Here is a 19,944-nt window from a genome sequence, read left to right on the forward strand (position 1 = left end):
TTATTGATCCGCTTTGTATTTATATCTATTAAATCTAGGGTCTGTTGACGTTTGGAGTACAAATTTTGTTCTAACTAAACGCTTTTTGATCGCGACGCGAGATATGTAGCATAGTTCTTCTATGTCAATATCGAGCACAGCTACCGCATCCTGCTCACGCTAAGTACCTGCATCCATGCAGGCAACAAAGAGCAAAAAACGTTTAGGACGAACCCGAAGGGCAGCGTTTGTTTAGCATTTCTACTGTGTTATAGCTCATTTATGTAGCCCACTACACGTCAATCGCTATGCCTTGTATAAATACCAAACAAACTGCTGCAAAATTGTACCCAAAAGATCAACAGACCCTAGGCATTTGTTAAAAACCAATAGCGCAACTTTTTCTCTGTTTTTTCTAAGCCCAACAGATAGTTTTTGAATTGTATCAATTTATGCCCGTATATTTACACTAATTTAAATTTAAGTGTACAAAAAGCAATGTTTTGTTACTAAACCGCTTGCATTTTTGGCTATATTTAAATAAATTATGAGTATACATGACTGGTTTTGATTTTTTTGTGCTTTCTATTATCAATTACAAAACAAATCATAAATTGATTAATGCCGGTTAGATTTTTGCGGGTGGTTTTATGGTGCAAATTGCGCTGTTATTATTCAATTACCCCTTAATTAAATAGTTTATCTGTCATTATTTAAGGGTTAAACATGATGCTAGAACAAAAAATAAGCCGCAGAGTGTTTATTGGAGCGACTGCTTTTATGGTATCAGCGCCGCTTTTTTCAACGGTGTTAAATGATAAAAACAATTTACTGGTTGTTGAAAATCATGGTCAATTTTTTAATGCTCAAGAGCTAACTTTATTAACTGATATTGCTGAGCTGATGATCCCAAAAACACAAACCCCAGGCGCCACAGATGCTCATGTGATCCCAGTTTTAGATGGCTTAATGCTGACGTGGGCCGGAAATGAAACAAAACAGCAATACCGCAGCATTATTCGCCAAATCGAGCAAATCGCCAAAAATACTTATGCTGAAAATTATATTCAGCTTGCACACCAACAAAGATACAAGCTGTTAGAGCAGCTTGATATAACCGCTTTTGAAAACCAACAAACTGAGTTATCCAAAAGTTATCGGCATTTAAAAGAAATGGTTTTTCATGTTTATTATACCTCTGAAGAAGCGAATCCGGACTATGTATTAATACCGGGCACTTATAAGGGCGATATATCGAAACAAACACTTGAAAAAATCCTTGCTGGAGGAACAATATGAACCCGTCTAATCATGAAACTGAGTATGATGTTATTATTGTTGGCTCTGGCATTACCGGTGGATGGGCTGCTAAAGAATTTAGTGAAAAGGGCTTTAATACGTTAGTGCTTGAGCGGGGGCCTAATCTTGAGCATCCGAGCCCAAAATATACAGATATGCAAGCACCTTGGGATCGCGAAAACCGAGGACTGGCTTCAGAAGTGTACGACGATCAAGGTCGTTATCAAATGATGAAGCAAGTTAAGCCCAACTTAACTAACGACTTTGTTAATTTTTTTGTTGATGATAAAGAGCACCCTTATTCTTATCCAAAAGAAAGACCTTTTATGTGGATAAGAGGATATCAGTTAGGTGGGCGCTCACTTACTTGGGGGCGCCAAGTATTAAGGTGGGGCAAAAAAGATTTTGAGGCTAACGCGAAAGATGGACATGGTGTGCCTTGGCCAATTGGATATGATGATGTAGCCCCTTGGTATGATTATGTTGAATCTTTTATAGGGGTGTCTGCCAACAAAGATGGGCTAGATGTTTTACCTGACGGCGTATTTCAAAAGCCGTGGGAAATGAGTGCTGCTGAAAAACATATTTCTAAAAAATTAGCTGAAAATTATAATGATCGCCATTTAATTGTCGGTCGTGCCGCTAATTTAACTGAACCGACAGCAGAACAACAAAAATTAGGACGGGGGACTTGTCAGGCCAGGTTTTATTGCAGACGAGGTTGTACTTTTGGTGCGTATTTTAGTTCTAATTCAGCGACCTTACCGGCCGCTAAAAAAACGGGTAATTTAAGCATAGTAACAGATGCGATTGTTTCGACCGTTGACTATAACAAAGCAACTGGCAAAGCCTCTGGTGTGACTGTGATTGATGCCAACAGCAAACAAAAGCGCAGCTATAAATCTAGAGTCGTTTTTTTATGCGCTTCAGCACTCGACTCAGTGAAAATTTTACTCAATTCTAAATCTGAAGATTTTCCAAATGGTATTGCCAATTCAAGCGGTGCGGTTGGGCATTATATAATGGATCATTTTGTTGGTGCCACTGGTATGGCAGAAGTACCGGGTTTAGAAGACAGATATAGTTACGGCCGCCGACCTATTGCCACTTATATACCAAACTATCGGCATGATAAAACAGATGATGTTAATTTTGTGCGAGGCTACGGCTATCAAACTACAGCCAGAGATAGACCTAATTCCGGCAACAGTGGAAAAAGCGTGGGCATAGGCGCAGCTGTTAAGGATCAGGCTTATCAGGATAAACCTTGGTATTTTAGAGCGTACATGTATGGCGAAATGTTGCCCTATTACGATAATTTCGCCACTTTACACCCCACTAAACAAGATAAATGGGGCGTGCCTCAGCTACATATTGATGCTCAAATTAGAGACAACGAACGAAAAATGACTCACCAAGCGGCTAAAGATATTCAAGAAATGCTTGAAGTTGCGGGTTGTAAAAATATCAAAGTCACGAAAAAATCAGCCAATGAACATATTATGATAGGCGATCGTATCCATGAAATGGGCGGCGCTTGTATGGGCGATGATCCAAAAGTGTCGGTGTTAAATAAATGGAATCAAACGCATGATGTACCAAATTTGTTTATTACCGATGGCGCGTGCATGTCGTCTTGTGCAACGCAAAACCCATCTTTAACTTATATGGCGTTAACAGCGCGGGCTGCTGATTATGCAGCTAAATTGATGACGAAAGGCACACTATAATGGATCGTCGACAATTTATTAGCCGCACGGCAGCCGCAGGGGTAACAGGTGCTGGTTTAGCCAGCCTTGCAGCTTGTTCTTCAACAGAGCTAAAAACAGCTTTAGAAAATGAAAATAATCAACATCAAGCCGCAGGTATTCTCTCGCTGGCGCAAAGGCAACAAGGGCTTGCTTCATTTGCTTGTAATATTGAGCAATGGTTTCGTGGTGAAATTCCTTTTTTAGACCGTATGGCAGCGGCAAAGTCTATCGGTTTTAGTGCGGTAGAAATTTGGAATCCGTTTGATAAAGATAGAGGCAGAACACCTGAAATAATTGCTCAACGCGCTGCTGATGTCGGCGTAAAAATTACCAGTTATTCTCCTCATCCCCCTAATTTTGCCGATCCTAAAAACGAAAAGCCTTTTTTAGAATGGTTAGATTTAACCATTTCAGCGGGCAAAACATTAAACATACCTAATTTTAATTTAACCGGACATAAACTGATTAAAGGTTTAACGGTTGAGCAAATGATTGAAAACTATACCCGAGTATTAAAGCGAGTGGCTCCGCGATTAGAAGCTGAAAATATGATTGCGACGATTGAGCCTTACAACCCCTTTAATCATAAAGGCCACTTTATGTATGGTCACGAACCTGCATTATCCATTTGTCGTGAGGTAAATTCACCCAGTGTAAAAATCAACTGGGATTTTTTTCACATGCAGCGCACCAATGGTAATTTAATCACGCATCTAGAGAACGGATTTGATCAAGTTGCCTATATTCAACTGGCTGATTCACCTGATAGAAACCAACCCGGTACAGGCGAAGTTGCGTATGGCAAAGTGCTCACTCGATTGAGAGAACTAGGCTACCCAGGTTACATAGGGGCTGAGTTTTTCCCACAAAATAAAAATGCAGTTCAAGCTGCATCAGACTTGGCTCAACTGGCATTGAACATTGAGCTGAAAGCGCCAAGTATTTAACCCATTAATATTGATTTATATATGTTGTAAAAAGGTCTAACTATGAGCTTAAAATTAAATAAAACCCTGCTTTCTTTATCTATTATTGCTTCTTTAACTGCTTGCGGTACAACTCAAAACGCAGATACTCAAACGGCTTCTGTTTCTTGGCCTGCTGATAATGTTGCGTTTTGTCACGCTGCTTTAGACAACGCAACCGAACAGTTAGATGATTTTCGTAAAGCCTATACTAACCCTAAAAAAATACCGACTTCGTTTAGCGAAGGCAAGGTGCATTATACGACACCTATGGGCTGGACGAGCGGCTTTGTGGCGGGTAACTTTTGGTATATTTATGAGCATACTAAAGATCAAAGTTGGTTAGAAACCGCCAAAAAATGGACTCACGCGTTAGAAGAGCAACAGTTTAACCGCAAAACGCATGACATTGGTTTTATTATGAATAGCACCTTTGGAAATGGATTAAGGCTAACTGGCAATCAAAGCTATGAGCCTATTTTAGAAAATTCAGCGCGAACATTAATGGAAAGATATAACCCCGATATTGGTGCGACTTTTTCGTGGAGTTGGGGCACTTGGGAATTTCCCGTTATTATCGACAATATGATGAATTTAGAGTTGTTATTTAATGCGTCAATTGAAAGCGGAGACCAAAGATATTACGATGCAGCAGTGAGCCACGCCAGTGTTACGATGGAGCATCATTTTAGAGATGATCATAGTTCTTATCATTTAGTCAATTACAGCCGTGAAACAGGTCTACCAAAGTCTAAACAAACGTTTCAGGGCATCGCCGACGATTCATCTTGGGCAAGAGGCCAATCATGGGGCGCTTATGGCTACACTATGGTTTACCGATACACACAAGACGAAAAATTCTTAAATCATGCAAAAAATATTGTTGAATATTTGCTGAACCACAAAAATATGCCTGAAGATTTAATCCCGTATTTTGATTATGACGCACCGGATGATGCCAATATTACTGATTATCGCGACTCATCTGCGGCATCTTTGTTAGCCAGTGCATTATTAGAATTAGCTGATTATGTTGATGATAATGAAGCTAAGAAATATCGTCAGGTTGCGATGAGAATATTACGAAGTTTAGCGTCGTCTGATTATTTAGCAGCTAAAGGCGAAAACGGACACTTTTTGTTGAAGCAGGCAACGGGTAATTACCCTAAAGATTTAGACTTAAATGCATCGCTTAACTATGGTGATTATTATTATTTAGAAGCGCTAAATCGTTGTAAATCTCTTTAATTTTCTGTGTTAAGATAATTTCAAGTATGTTAAAACGCTTGAAGGTATTTGTTTTAGCAGGCAAGATTAAAACAGGCTTATCCTGGATAATTGATTTTGAAACGGACCCATCCGTTTTTCAAAGTCAATGTCTAGGGGCTTTTGATCTTGTATTGAAATAAAATATTTTTAAATAAGTCGCTATAAATTAAATTGGCAGAATTGATGAAAAAACTATTATTACCTATGTTGATAGCTGCAGCACCCTATTGTTGGGCTGATGGGCATCAGCATAACAGCATAGTATTAGATGCAATTGACGATTTTTCGGTCTCGGATAGTGCTAATGTGCCTTATTATAAAGATGCAGGAAATGACTCGTTAGCAATTGATGCACGGATAAGTGATTATCGAACTTTATTTGCTCAAGCCACAACAAAGTTTACCGGTGAAACGGGTCAATACGACATAACCATAACCGTGCTGACTGAAGAAGACGGTGAACCTATTTACCGATTATTGGTAAATGAAAAAATAGTTGCTACTTATCGCAGCAGTTACATTGGTGAAGATTCACCACAAGATCTTAAACCAGAAAAACACACTTGGGCTAACATTAGCCTAAACCAAGGTGATAAGTTAAGTATTGAATCAATCGCAGATACCAATGGTGAAATTCCTGAGCATGGTGGTACTGCGTGGGCAAGAGGCCGCTGGCAGCAATTAGAGATGACCCAAGCTGGCAAATTATCGCTCGAGCGCCCGCATTTTAATCACGACAGTGATTTATTGATTGCCCAGTTTGATTTATTACCAGATGCCGACGATGTTCATGCTATCGCCGCGTTGGGATCTATGCTGCAGCATGATGATCTTAAAAAAGTTAATTTAATTTCCGTCGCTGGCACAACCGGTACTCAAACGGGCAGTTATTTAAATGCGAATGCTTTATTTAATATGGCATTTGGTCAAGAAAATTTAAATTGGACAGATGCGCGCGCTGATTGGCAAAAATCAGTGCTCATGATAAGAGACAGAGTAAAAGCCAGATTAGCAAATGGCGGTAAAGTTTGGGTACAAGAGGCAGGTCAATCTGACTTTACTCGAGATTGGATTGACGCTTTGCTAACGGCAGGTATAAACCCATCTGTGATTAAAAATAACGTTATTGTAGTACAGCATAGCAATTGGAATGAGAAAAAGACAACGCCCGAAGATTTAGCCTATGTGAAAAAAATGACAGATTATCGTGCAATTAATGATGGCAATAAGGCGCTGAAAAAATTTGTACGCAAAAATAGACGAGGTGAGTTTACACCTAAGTATGTTGATGAAAATCCTAAGTGGATTAAACATGCGGTATCGGCCAAAAATTCAAATCAAAAAGCCAGACAACTTTGGACTGAAGCAGACAAAATAGTGAAAGATTCTGGGTTTTCAGCTGACTATTCAGTGATGCCTGAAGGCGGCGTTGATTTTTCAGATATAGTTGAAGCTTGGTGGATATTAGAGCTGGGGCAGCCGGCTATTTCTGTTCATGCTTTTTGGGAACGTTACGTGACAGATGTGGAGCTTGATAGCATTAATCCACCTAAAGGACGCTTGGCTGTTGTGATTGATGGTAACTCACCTGATCCAGATGATATAGGTGCAACACCTGTTATGCTTGGGTTATTACAAAAGGCAGATTTAAATGACAGGCTAGTTCATTTGTCGCATTCATGTGATTTAGATCCAACCAAAAACAAAGGCTATCAAATTGGCAAAGCTGACGAATTAAGACGCCAGAAAATATTACATCAATTAAGTGGTAAAGGGATTGAATTGTTTGGACCTTTTAATCATTTAGCTGATTATTATAACTGCCGAGTTGATCAAGCTGGCGCCACTGCCGATTTAGTCAAAGCCATTAATGCGTCAACAAAAACTGACCCATTATGGATTATTGAAGCTGGTGAACCTGATTTAATTGGCTATGCGCTTGAGAACTCAAACCCTAAGGCCCATAAAAATGTGCATGTGGTATCACATCACCCAGCTAATGACGATAGTGGCGACTATTTTACATGGCAGAAAATTCTTGATTTTGGGGTAACTGAACACCAAATAGGTGATCAAAACTTAGGTTTGCAAACGCCAATGGCACCTTGGGATTGGGCTAAAGATCATCAAGATCCTGGGATGCGATTTATTTGGGAAATGTTGGCTTACGCTGAGCAAGATGGGGTTGTACCTTTTCAAACCAATAAATTTGATTGCTCAGATGCAGGCATGATTTACTGGTGGATAACAGGCGCAAATAAAGGCGGCAATAAAGATTCAACCGCCGATGATATCATTGATATGTTATTGCAAAGATAAACGTTTACTTTATTAACGGTTACTTTATTAACCGGTGTATATAAAGCAAGCGCATCATTGTGCTAATCCCGATCATCTCATTATGATCAATAGAAAGGGCTATAGTTTAGAGTAAAATGTTTTTTCAGGACGAAAAAACCAAGCTGGGCAAAAGCATTAACACCCGAGCAACGGCGCATAGAAGCATTAGAGGCTCAACTAAAACGCGCACAAAGGGATAATGATATATTAAAAAAAGCTGCAGCTTTCTTCATACTGGACAATCCAAACCACAAATCGTGAAACAAATGAAGAAAGCGCACTCTGATTATAACGTCACTGAATTATGCAATGCGCTTGGTGTTTGCAGCAGTCGTTTTTATTACAATGCCAAAACACCATCAGCAAAAGAAGATGCATTAAATGTGTTGATTAAACTGATTTTTAACGAATCAGGCTACACTTATGGTAAACGACGAATACAAGCTGAGTTACGCGGTATTGGGTGTCATGTTGGCTTATACAAAATATCAAAAATCATGAGAAATCAAAGATTAAAAGCCATAAGACCGAAAACACAACACCATTATCCAACCTCTGGTACAGAGCATAAATATGCACCGACTTTAATTAAACGCAAGTTCGTGCCTGAAACTTACAACACGCATTATGTCGGTGATATTACCCACATAAGGCATCATGAAGGCTGGCGTTACTTGGCTTGTGTGCTTGATTTAGCCACCAAGGAAATTGTTGGTTATGCATTATCGACTAGCCCTGATGCCCAGTTAGCAAAAGCTGCATTAAATGATGCAGTTCAACGCCAAGAACCCGATACAACAAAATTGATATTTCACTCGGAGCAAGGGGTGCAATATTATACTGGCGCGTTCAGAAAAAGGCTTAAGACGTTAAAGATAACTCAGAGCATGAGCAGACGTGGAAATTATTTAGACAATGCTGTCATGGAAAGATTATGATCTGATCACATCGAACAGGTACATTTAAACCCGACAAAAAATGAAGATGAGAAGGCAGCATAAAATTTAACTTTAGGCGACAACTATCTTGCAAAACACCGACTACTAGATAAAGGAAGATAAGTAAAGCCTGTTGATCTTTCGTGATAATTTTACGAGCTACATGGTGTCGTCAGTTTAGTTAAAATTGCTTCACTAAAAGTAACCAATCGGGCGACACCATTACCACACTGTTTGATCCTCTAAAATCTAGAAAAGACTAGCAAAGGGGTTATTCACTACAGCCCTTTTTGCCTGGTTGCATCTCGCTGACACGAACTTCAGCTAAATGGATCTCGAACCTTTCGGCGGTAGAAATTGAAAATGGCCAGCTGAGCGTGGACAAATTTGCTCCAGCGCCAGAGATACAATTAAGTGCTATCGGAAAAATAAACCATTTATTTGTAGGCGCTTTTTTTAATTGCTCGGCTATATTAATTTTAGCATTACAAGTCTTGCCACACTTAACTTTAAACATGACGCGATTTGGGACTTTTCGCGATATAATTTTAATGGCCATCGCAATTTCGGCGTTATGCTCGAATTTCGACAAATCAACAGTTTTACCATAAATTGTTGCGTTAACCTCGCCATTCATACTTCTGCGCCATTTTAGTTTGATTGCACTTGGAATTTCAGCATCATCAGCCGGCCCTAATGTTAATGCACCGCCTGGACTTTTGCCTCCCTCATCAGGAATTTGTTTGTTACCATTTCCATCACCTCTAAGTGTCCAGCCCCATTTACCTGGGGTTTCACCGTTCAAAAAATAGAAATAGTCTGTATTAACTTTTTGTTCGGCAAATGAAGTGGTTGAAATGACAAATGCTACTATCAAAAAAAGATGTCTCATAATAAATATCCAGTTTGTATCCGAAATGTATATTTATTGTTATGGTAGCATCTAGTCAAAAGGAATAAAAGGCAAGGAGTAAAAAAAAGCAGGCTCAAGGCCTAATGCCGAACAGTTAAGAAAATATGTTACAATTTCGGTAAATGAGATCAAAATCCGATGATCAGTGATCATCGGATTTTTTTATGCGTCTTGAACAAGCCTTTTGTAAAACCATTACCACTAATCAACCTGTTTATACCTTCGAAAAGCTTAACCAATTTTTAGACCCTGACTTTGTCCAACAAGGGTTTGAGAAAGCGGGAGTCGCTACTGTCAGAAAGAGGCGCCTGCCGCTTGAAGCTGTTATGTGGTCGGTGATTGGTATGAGCCTATACAGACAACAATCTGTTTGGGATTTGGTCACACAGATGGATTTGATGTTACTTGGACAAAATAAACTTGTCGCACCTAGTGTAGTCGTTCAAGCAAGGCTGCGGTTAGGGGCCGAAAGCGTTAAACAAGTGTTTAAATTTATGGCAAAGCATGATTATCAGATCTCTAAGCTAGATTCATGGTGCGGCCTGAATCTGTTAGCTGTTGATGGTGTGGTTTGGCGGCTATAAAACAAATGAAATGATGCTAGCTCAAGAGTTAGTTGAATCTACGCCTGACTTCAGTTTAACCATGTTTGATAAAAGTTTTTATTCACTTGGTTTATTACACGATTGGCACCATGCTGGAACTGAGCGACATTGACTAATGCCGGCTAAAAAGGGGCTTCAATACGAAAGAGTAAGTCATTATGGCAAGTTGGATAAACGAATTAGGCTAAACAACGACCCCACCTATCTATAAGGATGGATGCGAGATTTATCACTAAGACTATCAAAAGTAAACATTATCAAGTGATAACATCGATGCTTAACCCAATGAAATATCCGGCAGCTGAAATTGTAGAACGTTATACACATCGTTGGGAAATCGAATTGGGTTATAGAGAAATGAAGCAAACCCTATTGAATAGCGAATATGCGTTAAGAAGTTTGAAACCCGAAATGGTAAAACAGGAACTGTGGGGGTTGTTGTTGGCTTATAACTTAATTCGAAAAGCAATGACTGAAGCGGCGAATAGAAAGGGGATACGCTCTAACCAGCTAAGCTTCTCAAGTTGCTCGACAGCAGTCATACCGAACTTCCGCACCACTTTTAGGAATAAATTTTCTGGTAATGATAACCTAAGCAATCAATGATCGTGTGATTGCGATCCTCAAGATTAGCAACGATCACAGTGTCTTGGTTGATATACATGATGGTGATCCCTTGAAAGCATTGGAACACCCAGCGAGCGGTGGGTTTCTGATGGGGTTTGTATTTCATATCAGGGAAGTACTGCTCTTGCTCTACAAGTTGTTTGCGGATCTGATGCTCCAAGGCTGCATATACCATTAAACAGACCGTCATCACCATTAATAACGCTTCTATTCGTTCTGGCTTTTTACAGAGTATTTGTTTCTTTTCCCATTCCTCCAATGACTTTTGTGCATCAACTTCGCAAGCAAATATTTTTTGGCTAAGTTGTTTAAAGCTTTTACGTGCTTGCTCTGCTTGTTTGTGCATGCGCTTACTTAGCGTATGTGTTTCGCGTTTAGCAGCTTGTTCACTGCGTACTAACAACCACTTTTGCTTTACGCCACCATATTCACATTCATGAAACACGCCTTCGTAGCCTGAAGATAAAGGCGTAAAACTTAAAGTCGGAGCCAATTTGATTAGCGTTTTAGCTTCTTTGAGTGTTTGAGGGACACGCGTGATAAATAGTTGATTGATTTGCTCAGCCTTGACGCCTTCACCAATTAAGCGCTCAAGAGGCTTATCTTTAAAATACTCACTGTACATGTGTAACGTTCGGCCAGTAAACCCCAAGCCATTTATCACCATAGCCATAACCAGTTGACCAAAGCTTAAAGTACGATCGTTCGATTCACGGAGTTTAAGGTCAATTAAGTCGACCAATTGGATCATGACAAAAACCAGCCACCAAGCCGTGATATTCAAGTCTTTTTTTAAATGATGCGATCAACTGAAGAAAAAAACACCACGATTAATTAAAAACTAGGTGCGGAATGACGGGTCATAGCTTACCTAGCAACACTACCGCTTTCTAGCCCAGGAAATTTGCCAAAGCACTATGATTTATTAATAGAGCAGTTGGTGTTTTATCAGTTACCAATACGGCGAGAAGAGCGGAGCTACCCTAGAGTGGTAAAACCCAAACCCTCAAAATATCCAATCAAAAAACAAAATGCCAGTCAGTTTAACTGACTGGCATTAGGCTCAAGGCCCGTCTTAATTTAAATTTTATTAAAGCTTAAACCTCTTTAAGCTTCTTCTGAACTTCAAACAGCTTAGTTTCTGTAAGATTGTACTTTGTCATGATAAAAGCAGCTACAAACAATAGCGCTGCAGGAACAGCCGCAAATCCCATAAGAATACCAAATAGCGCTTCAGAAGATTGTGCCTGGTTTGGTACATATTCGTATGCACTTAGCATCCAACCTGCAGTCGCACCACCGATAGCAAATCCGAACTTAATAGCGAGCAAATGCCCCGAAAAAGTCATCGCCATTGAGCGCTTGCCAGTTTTTAAATGTCCATAGTCAACTGTATCCGCTATCATGGAGAACATTAACGGAGTCACTATCATATGAACAAAGTTTGCGATAAAGAAAGCAACGAATATTAAACTGACTTGAGTAGCTGGTAAAATAAACAAAATGGCGTGCGACAAAACCCCAGACACTAACCCAACCTGAAACAAGACTTTTTTTCCGAATTTTTTTGATAAAAAATGCGTACATAATGCACCGAGTACAGCTGCAACCATACCCATTGTCAAAAATGCGCTCGTAAGTGATTCGTCTCCTAAATAGTACTTAACATAATGAGGAGCGATTGCAGAGCGTAAACCTATTAAAGTTAATACAAATAGCGTAATAACCACCATAAGTACCCATTGATCATTCTTAAATAAGTTGAAAAAGTCTTGTGCCATATTTGACTTGTGTGTTTCTTTTGTCTGCTCACGTTCTTTAGTCAAGAAAAAGCAAATAAAGAAACAGATAACTGCTAATAAAGCTAAAATCCCCATTGCGTATTGGTAAGCTGCTTGTTGGCCAAACTCTTTAAAAGTATCCAACATTTGCGGAAGTGCCCAAACAACCACAACACCACCACTCATTGCCATAGCAAATCGGAATGATTGTAACGATGCACGTTCTGTTGGATCGCTGGTCATAACGCCACCCAACGCAGAATAAGGAATATTAATAGCAGTGTAGCAAGTCATAAGTAACGCATACGTGATGTAGGCATAAACTAATTTATTGTCTTGTGCTAAATCAGGCGTGGTAAACGCAGCTATAGCTAGCGCTCCATAGGGTATTGCCATGAGCAATAAATAAGGTCGATAGGTACCAAAACGTGTTTTAGTTCTGTCTGCAACCCCCCCCATAATTGGATCGGTAACACCGTCGAATAATCTAACGACTAGCATTAATGTACCAGCAGCAGCAGCGCTAATACCAAAAACGTCTGTGTAAAAAATAAGCATGAAATTTGCAACAATCTGAAATACGATGTTGCATGCTGTATCGCCTAGGCCGTAACCTAATTTTTCTTTAATAGTTAACTTTTGATTCAAAACACTAAGCCTCAGTTATAGTTATTGTCCATTAAACTATAATTATTTGGTTTAAATGTAAACCAAAAATTCTGTACATACATTTAATTTACAAGTCGACATGCTTCATTAAGCACAACTAATACTCAAAATTAAAACCAAACTCTTTTAACTTTTCATATACATTTATATCAAAACGATACAAGGTTGCAGCTCTATGTGCGACATCTTTCTGTTTCTCCTTGCAATTGATTAATAGGTTCATTTTTTGGATTTTGCGTCGGAAATTTGGTTTATCTAGCTTAATGTCTAATATTGCTTCGTAGATTTCTTGAAGTTGTAGCAGCGTGAACTTTTCTGGTAGTAAACTAAAACCAACTGGTTCATGCCGCACTTTATATTTAAGGTGCTGTAAACAAGAATCCACTATTGACCCGTGGTCAAAAACAAGTGAGGGCAGTTTTTTTATGTCAAACCAATCAACTTCTAGGGTGCTGTTAGAGTGGACAACGTTTGCCTCTTCAAAGCGCACTAAAGCAAAAAAAGCGACCGTAATAATACGACGAAGAGGGTAACGATTTACATTACCAAACGCCGCCAATTGTTCAAGGTGAAAATTCTTAACTCCAGTGGTATGGGTAACCACGCGGTTGGCTGCTGCTTCTAAATCTTCATCATTGCGTACCCAGTGGCCTATTAAACCCCACTGGTTGGCAGCTAGACCATGTTTATATTTGGCAAGTAGAACTTTTAGTTTCCCTTCTTGCATCGCTAAAATCAAATTATCAACGGTAACATTATTCATGCAGTCCGCAGGTAAAAACTCTTCCTGTAAATGTTCAAATGAAGTATTGAGTTCGGCTCCATCTTTTAGTCCAGTTGACATTTATTTTTATCTCATATTTGTAACAATATTGTAGATAATATTACAAATATTCTTCTAAGTGAATATTCTATTACTATTATCGCCTTATTACTTTATAACTATCACAACAGATCAAGTATATCTGAAAGACCCCAAATGCAACTAACTCAACTTATAGTATTAACAAAATGTAAACTGAATTATTGACTATATGCCTGCATGTGATATATTGTCAAAATTACATTAAGATGACTGTTGTTAACCTGGTATTCAGATAATCGAGCAGTATTGTTGAATCGGAGGAGTGTTTAATGTCGCAAACTAGCGATGCTGAACGAGTACAAGCTTTAGATATAGAACGTGCGGAAAATCTATTATCTAATGCAGAACCACTCGTTACACATATGTATACTGCGGATCCATCTGCACACGTCTTTAAGGGAAAAATATATATCTACCCATCTCATGACGTAGAAAATGAACATCCAACAGATGACGAAGGCTCGCATTTTGCGATGGAAGACTATCACGTATTTTCAATCGAAAAAGTTGGTAGTAAAGTTATTGATCACGGCATTGCTCTTCATGTTAAAGACATCGCCTGGGCTGAAAAACAAATGTGGGCGCCAGACGCTGCAGAGAAAGGAGGTAAGTACTATCTGTATTTTCCAGCAAGAGACTATGACGGAATCTTTCGCATAGGTGTTGCTGTATCTGATGAGCCATCGGGTCCTTTTATAGCAGAGCCTAACGCTATAAAAGGTACATATAGTATTGACCCAGCCGTATTTTGTGATGATGACGGTAAACATTACCTTTATTACGGTGGCATTTGGGGTGGGCAGTTGCAACAATGGAAAGGTAATGAATACTTAGGTAAAGATAATTATCCTCAAAATGGTCAAGCAGCTATAGCCCCTCGAATGGCTGCACTATCGAACAATATGCTTGAATTAGCGGAAGACCCTAAAGAAATACTTATTACAGATGAGCAAGGTGAACCTATTAAAGTCGAAGATACTGAACGTCGATTTTTTGAAGGCCCATGGGTGCATAAATATGAAGGTACTTATTATTTATCTTACTCTACAGGTGATACTCATAAGATTGTTTATGCTACGAGCAACACCCCTTACGGACCTTTTAAATACAAGGGGGTTGTATTAAATCCAGTGTTAGGCTGGACCACGCACCATAGCATCGTCGAGTTCCAAGGACAATGGTATTTATTTTATCACGACTGCAGTCTATCCGGCGGGTTAACTCATTTGCGTTCAATGAAAATGTCGCCACTTCAGCATAATGCAGATGGTAGTATCACGCCCATCGAACCTTACCAAGAAAAAATATAACATTCAATTTGCTTGTATAAGCGCAAGGAAGCGCTTGTCTAATAATGGAAATCCCTTCCGTCTCCTCACTTTTTTACCCTATTTTTTAGCTTTTTGCTGTGACTTATTTGCTGCTACTTGGTTACCGAAAGTTTTACTTGTTTACCCGAAACTCAGGTGAAATAGAAACGGCAATGAAAGTGTCTTAATGACATTAACAATATTGTTCCCAGTTTTTCTTGCCTGTCTATTTGCTTAATCTTATTTCCATCTGATTTTTATTGTATTTTTAATATGGTTCTTTTGTTTTTTGTAAAAAAATAGGTTTTAATGTAATTTTAATGTAATTTCAATGTATTTATCAAAATGACTATATCAGGTAAGATTGCATAGTTCTAACGTTACAAACTTAATCATTGAGGTCAATTGACAATGTTTCGCTATAAATTATTAGCCGCTTTAATCATATCTAGTTTAGTTACAGCCTGCGGGGGCAGTGGTGAAGAGGGCTCTGGCGACACAGCTACACCAATCGAAAATACCTCCGCAACGGGTAATATCACGATATCTGGTAGTGTAGAGCAAGGTAAAAGCTTGTCTGTAACCCATTCTCTAAGTGATCCCGACGGCGCGATAAATATTGTTAGTTATCAATGGTTAGCAAATGGTAGCGCAATTAATGGTGCTACCTCATCTAGCTATACGCTAACCTCCAATGAAATCGGCAAAACTATTTCAGTTGTTTTAACTTATAACGATGGTGTATTTGCAAACCAAAGTAAAACCTCCGCGACAACAGACGCTGTTGTTAATACAAATGATGCAACTACTGGAAATGTCATAATTAGTGGTTTAGCTCGCCAAGGCAGAACTTTAGCGGTTAATCACACTTTGCAAGACCCAGATGGTGCAATTCAAATTGTTGGATATCAATGGCGAGCTAATGGCATTGATTTACCGGGCGAAATCAATGCAACATTGATGTTGGACGAAACAGTTGTTGACCAAACAATTTCTGTTGTTGTGACATACAACGATGGTGAGTTCGCCAACGAAACTATGACGTCACCAGAGACAGCTACAGTAGTTGGCACAGGACCCGCGATTGATGCAAGCAATGCGATCTATGTTTCGGCTTCAGGCAGCGATACGAATGATGGTAGCGAGAATAATCCGTATCGCAGTATTGCACATGCGGCTCAGCAAGTTCAGCCGGGCGACTTAGTGTTAATTGAAGGTGGTACATATTCAGAGCGCAGTATTGTTCCGGCTCAATCGGGCACTGAAGGCAATTATATAGTATTTAGACCTGCCCCTGGTACAGGTGATGTGGTAATTAAATATCCAGCAACCAGCGAGGAAGACAATCCAGACTCAATATTCGATTTAACATATAAAAATTATATTTGGATTGAAGGGCTCCACTTTAAAGATTTTGAATATGGCCTTGCAAGTATATTTATCGCAAGAGGCGAGGGTAATGTAGTTATAAATAACCGCTTTGAGAATTTAGGTAACGAAGGTGTCGCTAAATTCAACGGCAGTCAGGTTGTTAAGGTCTACCAATCCGATCGAAATGTAGTGTGCAACAATTACTTCGATAACATCTTTGGTGATGGTATTGGGCTTGATGGGCAAGACGGCCAATACAATTTATTATGTTACAACACCTTCAAAAACTTCAAACCTAAAGCACGTAGTTGGAGCCAAAACTACAAGTTCTCTCGTGCTATGGACATTCAAGATCATGCCATGGGTTATAACTTAGTGGCGTTTAACTACGCAGAAAACGTATTACACCATGTTTGGTTAGACCGTGACGGCAGCAACAATGTGATTTTACGTAACTATGGTAAAAACGGCCATGGTAATGTATTTAACGAATCTCGATGTAAAGCCAACGTCATTCAAGAGAACATTTCAGTAGAAATGCACTCTGGTTATATGACTGCCTATTACACTGAAACAGGCTGGACAGAAGACGCCCGCTGGGTAAACAATGTTGCCTACAATAACGATGTGGGTTTTAAAGTACATAAATCTAAACGTGATCAATTTAGAAACAATATTGCATTCAACAATACCGACTACAACCTAATGTTTACCCAATCAGCGATGGACAATGGCCCCCATGCGTTTGCAAATAACTTATGGTTTTCTAGCAATGTGAACCAGTCAATATATCTAGGTGGTATCCCAAGTCCTGTGGAAGTAGGGGGTGAAAAATATGACGGTACTATGTCAACCGTTGCAGCATTTCAAACCGCGGTATCTGAAACCAATGGTCTATCTGAAGATCCTCTATTTGCTAATACAGATGATTTTACTTTGGCTGATGGCAGTCCAGCGAAAAGTGCTGGTGTTGATGGGGTCAATATCGGGGCATACGCAGTGTATTCAAATTCTGCAATAGGTTGGGATGAGCTTTCTGCTTCATCAAATTATTCAGTCTATTTCGCTGAATCATTGAGCCATGTTGTTCGTGGTGAATCTGCAACTTTAGACATATTGCTCAATAAAGCCAGTGATAAAACCATCACGTTAGATATTGAAGCGGTAGCAGGTGATGCTGTGCTTGGCGATGACTTTACCCTTTCAGCCAATTCATTAACTTTTGCACCAGGTGAAACAAAAAAATCAGTTGTATTGACCTCTGCAAACGTGGGCTCACAAGATGAATTAGTTGCACTGCGATTAACCAATGTTAATGGAGGTACTGCGGATAGCCGAGTACTACACGCAGTTAACTTAGTCCGAGAGTCTAAAATTACTAATGTATGGATGGAAGCTGAATGTGGAGTTGTAGGTGAAAACTGGGCTGTTATCGATGATGCTGCCGTGTCTGGAGGCAAGTATATTCGAGAAGCAAATGACTTCTTCGATCACAACGGCATGCCTGCAAGCGGTGGTCAAGTTACTTTCTCATTTGAAGTAAAAGCAGATTCTGAATTGGGTATTTGGGGGTTGGTTAATACACCAACACAACAAGATGACTCATTTTGGGTGAGTATAAATGGCGCTGCAGCTTCGGTTTGGGCCATTGGTGAGTCTGCCGGCTGGGAATGGAAACGCTTTGGTTCAAGTCACAGCTTATCTGAAGGGGTAAACACCTTAACCATTGGTATACGTGAAAACGGTACTATGTTGGACAAAATCTACATTGGTACAGACACGCCAAGCGGGTTAGGTGACAACGCTATCAATTGTAGTTCATTGTGAAAATTGAGGTGTGGTGCACAAAACGGTGGAAGTGGTTCTATTGAATATTGGGTTTTGCCCAGACCGCTTCTTTGTTAATGGTATCCGTTAGCAAGATGTCAGAAGCTAAGTCTGTACGATCATACCCAGACGCTTCTATTAACACTTCAAAATTACCATTTAAATCGACCACACCTTGCTTTGCCGCGGTTTCAAGCTTTTCTAAACCAGCAGTAGAGCTCATTATTTTACCGATTTGTACTATAGCTGTATCTGAAAATGCAGAGACAATTTTTATATCATTACCACTTGGCCCGCTAAAGCTGGCGAATATACCATAGTCGGTATATTCTTTCTTATAATCACCCACAATACGATAATTTTTTTCGGTCTTTTTGTAAGTGATAGAATGCTGGTGCACGATAAAATTGGAACCTTGCAGGTAATTTTTAAGCGCGCCTAGCGACTTAAACAAACCGATAAAGAGTATATTGTAGTCACGCAAATCACTAGCTGTAACATTTGACATCAACCTAAAAGAAACGGTTTTATCACTATTAAATATGGGTAAGAACTCGCGCATAGTAATAACATTACCTTTAGTTAGTATGTTCGCGCGGTTTTCTTTAACTTTTTCAGCATAACTAGGATTGTTACGCAAAAACTCATTGAACTCAGCCTGCGTATTAATGCTTGTATCCCGAATGGTTCGGTAACGGTTTAACTGCTTATCAAACTCACTGAATACAAATAAGTCACCCATTACAACTAAAATAGGCTTATCGTTGTGATTAAATCTATGCCACACAGTATGGTTGGAAACTCTAGAAACAGCGGAAGGTTCAATATCTTCAGCGGTAGGGGCCTTTAAAAACTGCCACAAGTTGGCTGAAAAGAGTATAGCAACAGCTGCCGCCAACGGATATAAGGCTATTTGAACCTTTGATGATTTATTTTCACGCGTCCCAGGCTCTAGATGTGTTGTTGTAAATTCGACTTTATAGCTTCCTTTTGGGATCTCTATTTGAAAAGGAGCGGGTGTTGATAAATTTTTATAGTAGTCGCGCAACTTTTTTCGTAAATTTGACACGTAAACTCGTACAAACGAGTCTTCACCTGGACTGTAATTTTGTTTATTGATAAATACACTAGTTGCAATTTCAAATTCTTTTGGCGTATTCAATGTTGACTCTTGGTCAATATTTTTCAACTCACATTCAACTAAATAAATTAATAATTCTTTATAGTTCTCAGACCTACCGATAGCAGGGCTAGAAACAATTCTATTTAATTCAGTTCGAATACTTTCTGCGTTAATTTTAAGGTTATTTTTAGTCATTAAAAGTTAATCTTTCTGCTTTTTACCGTTAATTTTCAGTACAATTTTAGTTTTTTACTTACCAAATATTATCTATTTTTACATCATGGTAACAACACTTAACTTAAGTAAATGAAC

14 protein-coding genes and 3 pseudogenes are annotated in these 19,944 nt (G+C 39.2%); 11 read left to right on the top strand and 6 right to left on the bottom strand.

Annotated elements, in window-relative coordinates; genetic code table 11:
* The first annotated feature begins 705 nt into the window (after nucleotides 1-705).
* The 6 genes from OLW01_RS14210 (at nucleotide 706) to OLW01_RS14235 (ending at nucleotide 8,541) form a co-directional block, all read left to right on the top strand.
* Nucleotides 706-1,278: a gluconate 2-dehydrogenase subunit 3 family protein gene (locus OLW01_RS14210; RefSeq protein ID WP_268076600.1), complete on the top strand. Its 573-nt coding sequence runs from the start codon at nucleotides 706-708 to the stop codon at nucleotides 1,276-1,278.
* Nucleotides 1,275-3,008 (top strand): GMC oxidoreductase, encoded by a 1,734-nt coding sequence (locus OLW01_RS14215; protein WP_268076601.1) that lies wholly within the window; start codon nucleotides 1,275-1,277, stop codon nucleotides 3,006-3,008. The genes OLW01_RS14210 and OLW01_RS14215 overlap by 4 nt, the downstream gene beginning before the upstream one ends.
* Entirely contained in the window at nucleotides 3,008-3,976 is a 969-nt protein-coding gene (locus OLW01_RS14220) for a TIM barrel protein (protein ID WP_268076602.1), read from the top strand. Before OLW01_RS14215 ends, OLW01_RS14220 begins: the two co-directional genes overlap by 1 nt.
* A gap of 42 nt (nucleotides 3,977-4,018) precedes the next feature.
* Complete coding sequence (locus tag OLW01_RS14225) at nucleotides 4,019-5,242, top strand: glycoside hydrolase family 88 protein (protein ID WP_268076603.1); 1,224 nt, start codon at nucleotides 4,019-4,021, stop codon at nucleotides 5,240-5,242.
* 204 nt (nucleotides 5,243-5,446) lie between these two features.
* Nucleotides 5,447-7,582: a hypothetical protein gene (locus tag OLW01_RS14230; protein ID WP_268076604.1), complete on the top strand. Its 2,136-nt coding sequence runs from the start codon at nucleotides 5,447-5,449 to the stop codon at nucleotides 7,580-7,582.
* 227 nt (nucleotides 7,583-7,809) lie between these two features.
* A complete protein-coding gene (locus OLW01_RS14235) occupies nucleotides 7,810-8,541 on the top strand; it encodes an IS3 family transposase (RefSeq protein WP_268076742.1) in 732 nt (243 codons plus the stop codon).
* Nucleotides 8,542-8,812: 271 nt separating this feature from the next.
* Here the strand turns inward: OLW01_RS14235 and OLW01_RS14240 are convergent, their stop codons facing one another.
* On the bottom strand, nucleotides 8,813-9,433 hold the full coding sequence (locus OLW01_RS14240) for a putative glycoside hydrolase (RefSeq protein WP_268076605.1): 621 nt from the start codon (nucleotides 9,431-9,433) through the stop codon (nucleotides 8,813-8,815).
* A gap of 185 nt (nucleotides 9,434-9,618) precedes the next feature.
* Between OLW01_RS14240 and OLW01_RS14245 the strand changes: the two genes are divergently transcribed.
* From OLW01_RS14245 to OLW01_RS14255, 3 genes and pseudogenes are all read left to right on the top strand, one after another.
* The gene (locus OLW01_RS14245; protein ID WP_268076606.1) at nucleotides 9,619-10,038 is read left to right on the top strand and encodes a transposase domain-containing protein; all 420 of its coding nucleotides are present in this window, start codon (nucleotides 9,619-9,621) and stop codon (nucleotides 10,036-10,038) included.
* Between the two features lie 10 nt (nucleotides 10,039-10,048).
* Complete coding sequence (locus OLW01_RS14250) at nucleotides 10,049-10,171, top strand: hypothetical protein (RefSeq protein WP_268076607.1); 123 nt, start codon at nucleotides 10,049-10,051, stop codon at nucleotides 10,169-10,171.
* Between the two features lie 128 nt (nucleotides 10,172-10,299).
* Nucleotides 10,300-10,602, top strand: a pseudogene (locus tag OLW01_RS14255) (transposase); the annotation flags it as partial.
* 19 nt (nucleotides 10,603-10,621) lie between these two features.
* Here the strand turns inward: OLW01_RS14255 and OLW01_RS18495 are convergent.
* The 4 genes and pseudogenes from OLW01_RS18495 to OLW01_RS14270 all read right to left on the bottom strand — a co-directional run.
* Nucleotides 10,622-10,915, bottom strand: a pseudogene (locus OLW01_RS18495) (IS1634 family transposase); the annotation flags it as partial.
* 345 nt (nucleotides 10,916-11,260) lie between these two features.
* Nucleotides 11,261-11,437: pseudogene (locus tag OLW01_RS18500) on the bottom strand (DUF4277 domain-containing protein); the annotation flags it as partial.
* 346 nt (nucleotides 11,438-11,783) lie between these two features.
* Nucleotides 11,784-13,115, bottom strand: a complete 1,332-nt coding sequence (locus OLW01_RS14265) for a glycoside-pentoside-hexuronide (GPH):cation symporter (protein ID WP_268076610.1) — start codon at nucleotides 13,113-13,115, stop codon at nucleotides 11,784-11,786.
* A gap of 118 nt (nucleotides 13,116-13,233) precedes the next feature.
* Complete coding sequence (locus OLW01_RS14270; protein WP_268076611.1) at nucleotides 13,234-13,980, bottom strand: NUDIX hydrolase; 747 nt, start codon at nucleotides 13,978-13,980, stop codon at nucleotides 13,234-13,236.
* Between the two features lie 290 nt (nucleotides 13,981-14,270).
* Here OLW01_RS14270 and OLW01_RS14275 point away from each other — a divergent pair, with 290 nt between their 5' ends.
* Together OLW01_RS14275 and OLW01_RS14280 are read left to right on the top strand one after the other, a co-directional pair.
* Nucleotides 14,271-15,311, top strand: a complete 1,041-nt coding sequence (locus OLW01_RS14275) for a glycoside hydrolase family 43 protein (protein ID WP_268076612.1) — start codon at nucleotides 14,271-14,273, stop codon at nucleotides 15,309-15,311.
* A 411-nt stretch (nucleotides 15,312-15,722) separates the two neighbouring features.
* Nucleotides 15,723-18,509, top strand: a complete 2,787-nt coding sequence (locus OLW01_RS14280; RefSeq protein WP_268076613.1) for a right-handed parallel beta-helix repeat-containing protein — start codon at nucleotides 15,723-15,725, stop codon at nucleotides 18,507-18,509.
* 37 nt (nucleotides 18,510-18,546) lie between these two features.
* Here OLW01_RS14280 and OLW01_RS14285 read toward each other — a convergent pair whose 3' ends face one another.
* Complete coding sequence (locus OLW01_RS14285) at nucleotides 18,547-19,827, bottom strand: helix-turn-helix domain-containing protein (RefSeq protein WP_268076614.1); 1,281 nt, start codon at nucleotides 19,825-19,827, stop codon at nucleotides 18,547-18,549.
* Nucleotides 19,828-19,944: the final 117 nt, after the last annotated feature.

Origin of the sequence: Catenovulum adriaticum (assembly GCF_026725475.1) — a bacterium.
In the GTDB taxonomy this organism is placed as follows: domain Bacteria; phylum Pseudomonadota; class Gammaproteobacteria; order Enterobacterales; family Alteromonadaceae; genus Catenovulum; species Catenovulum adriaticum.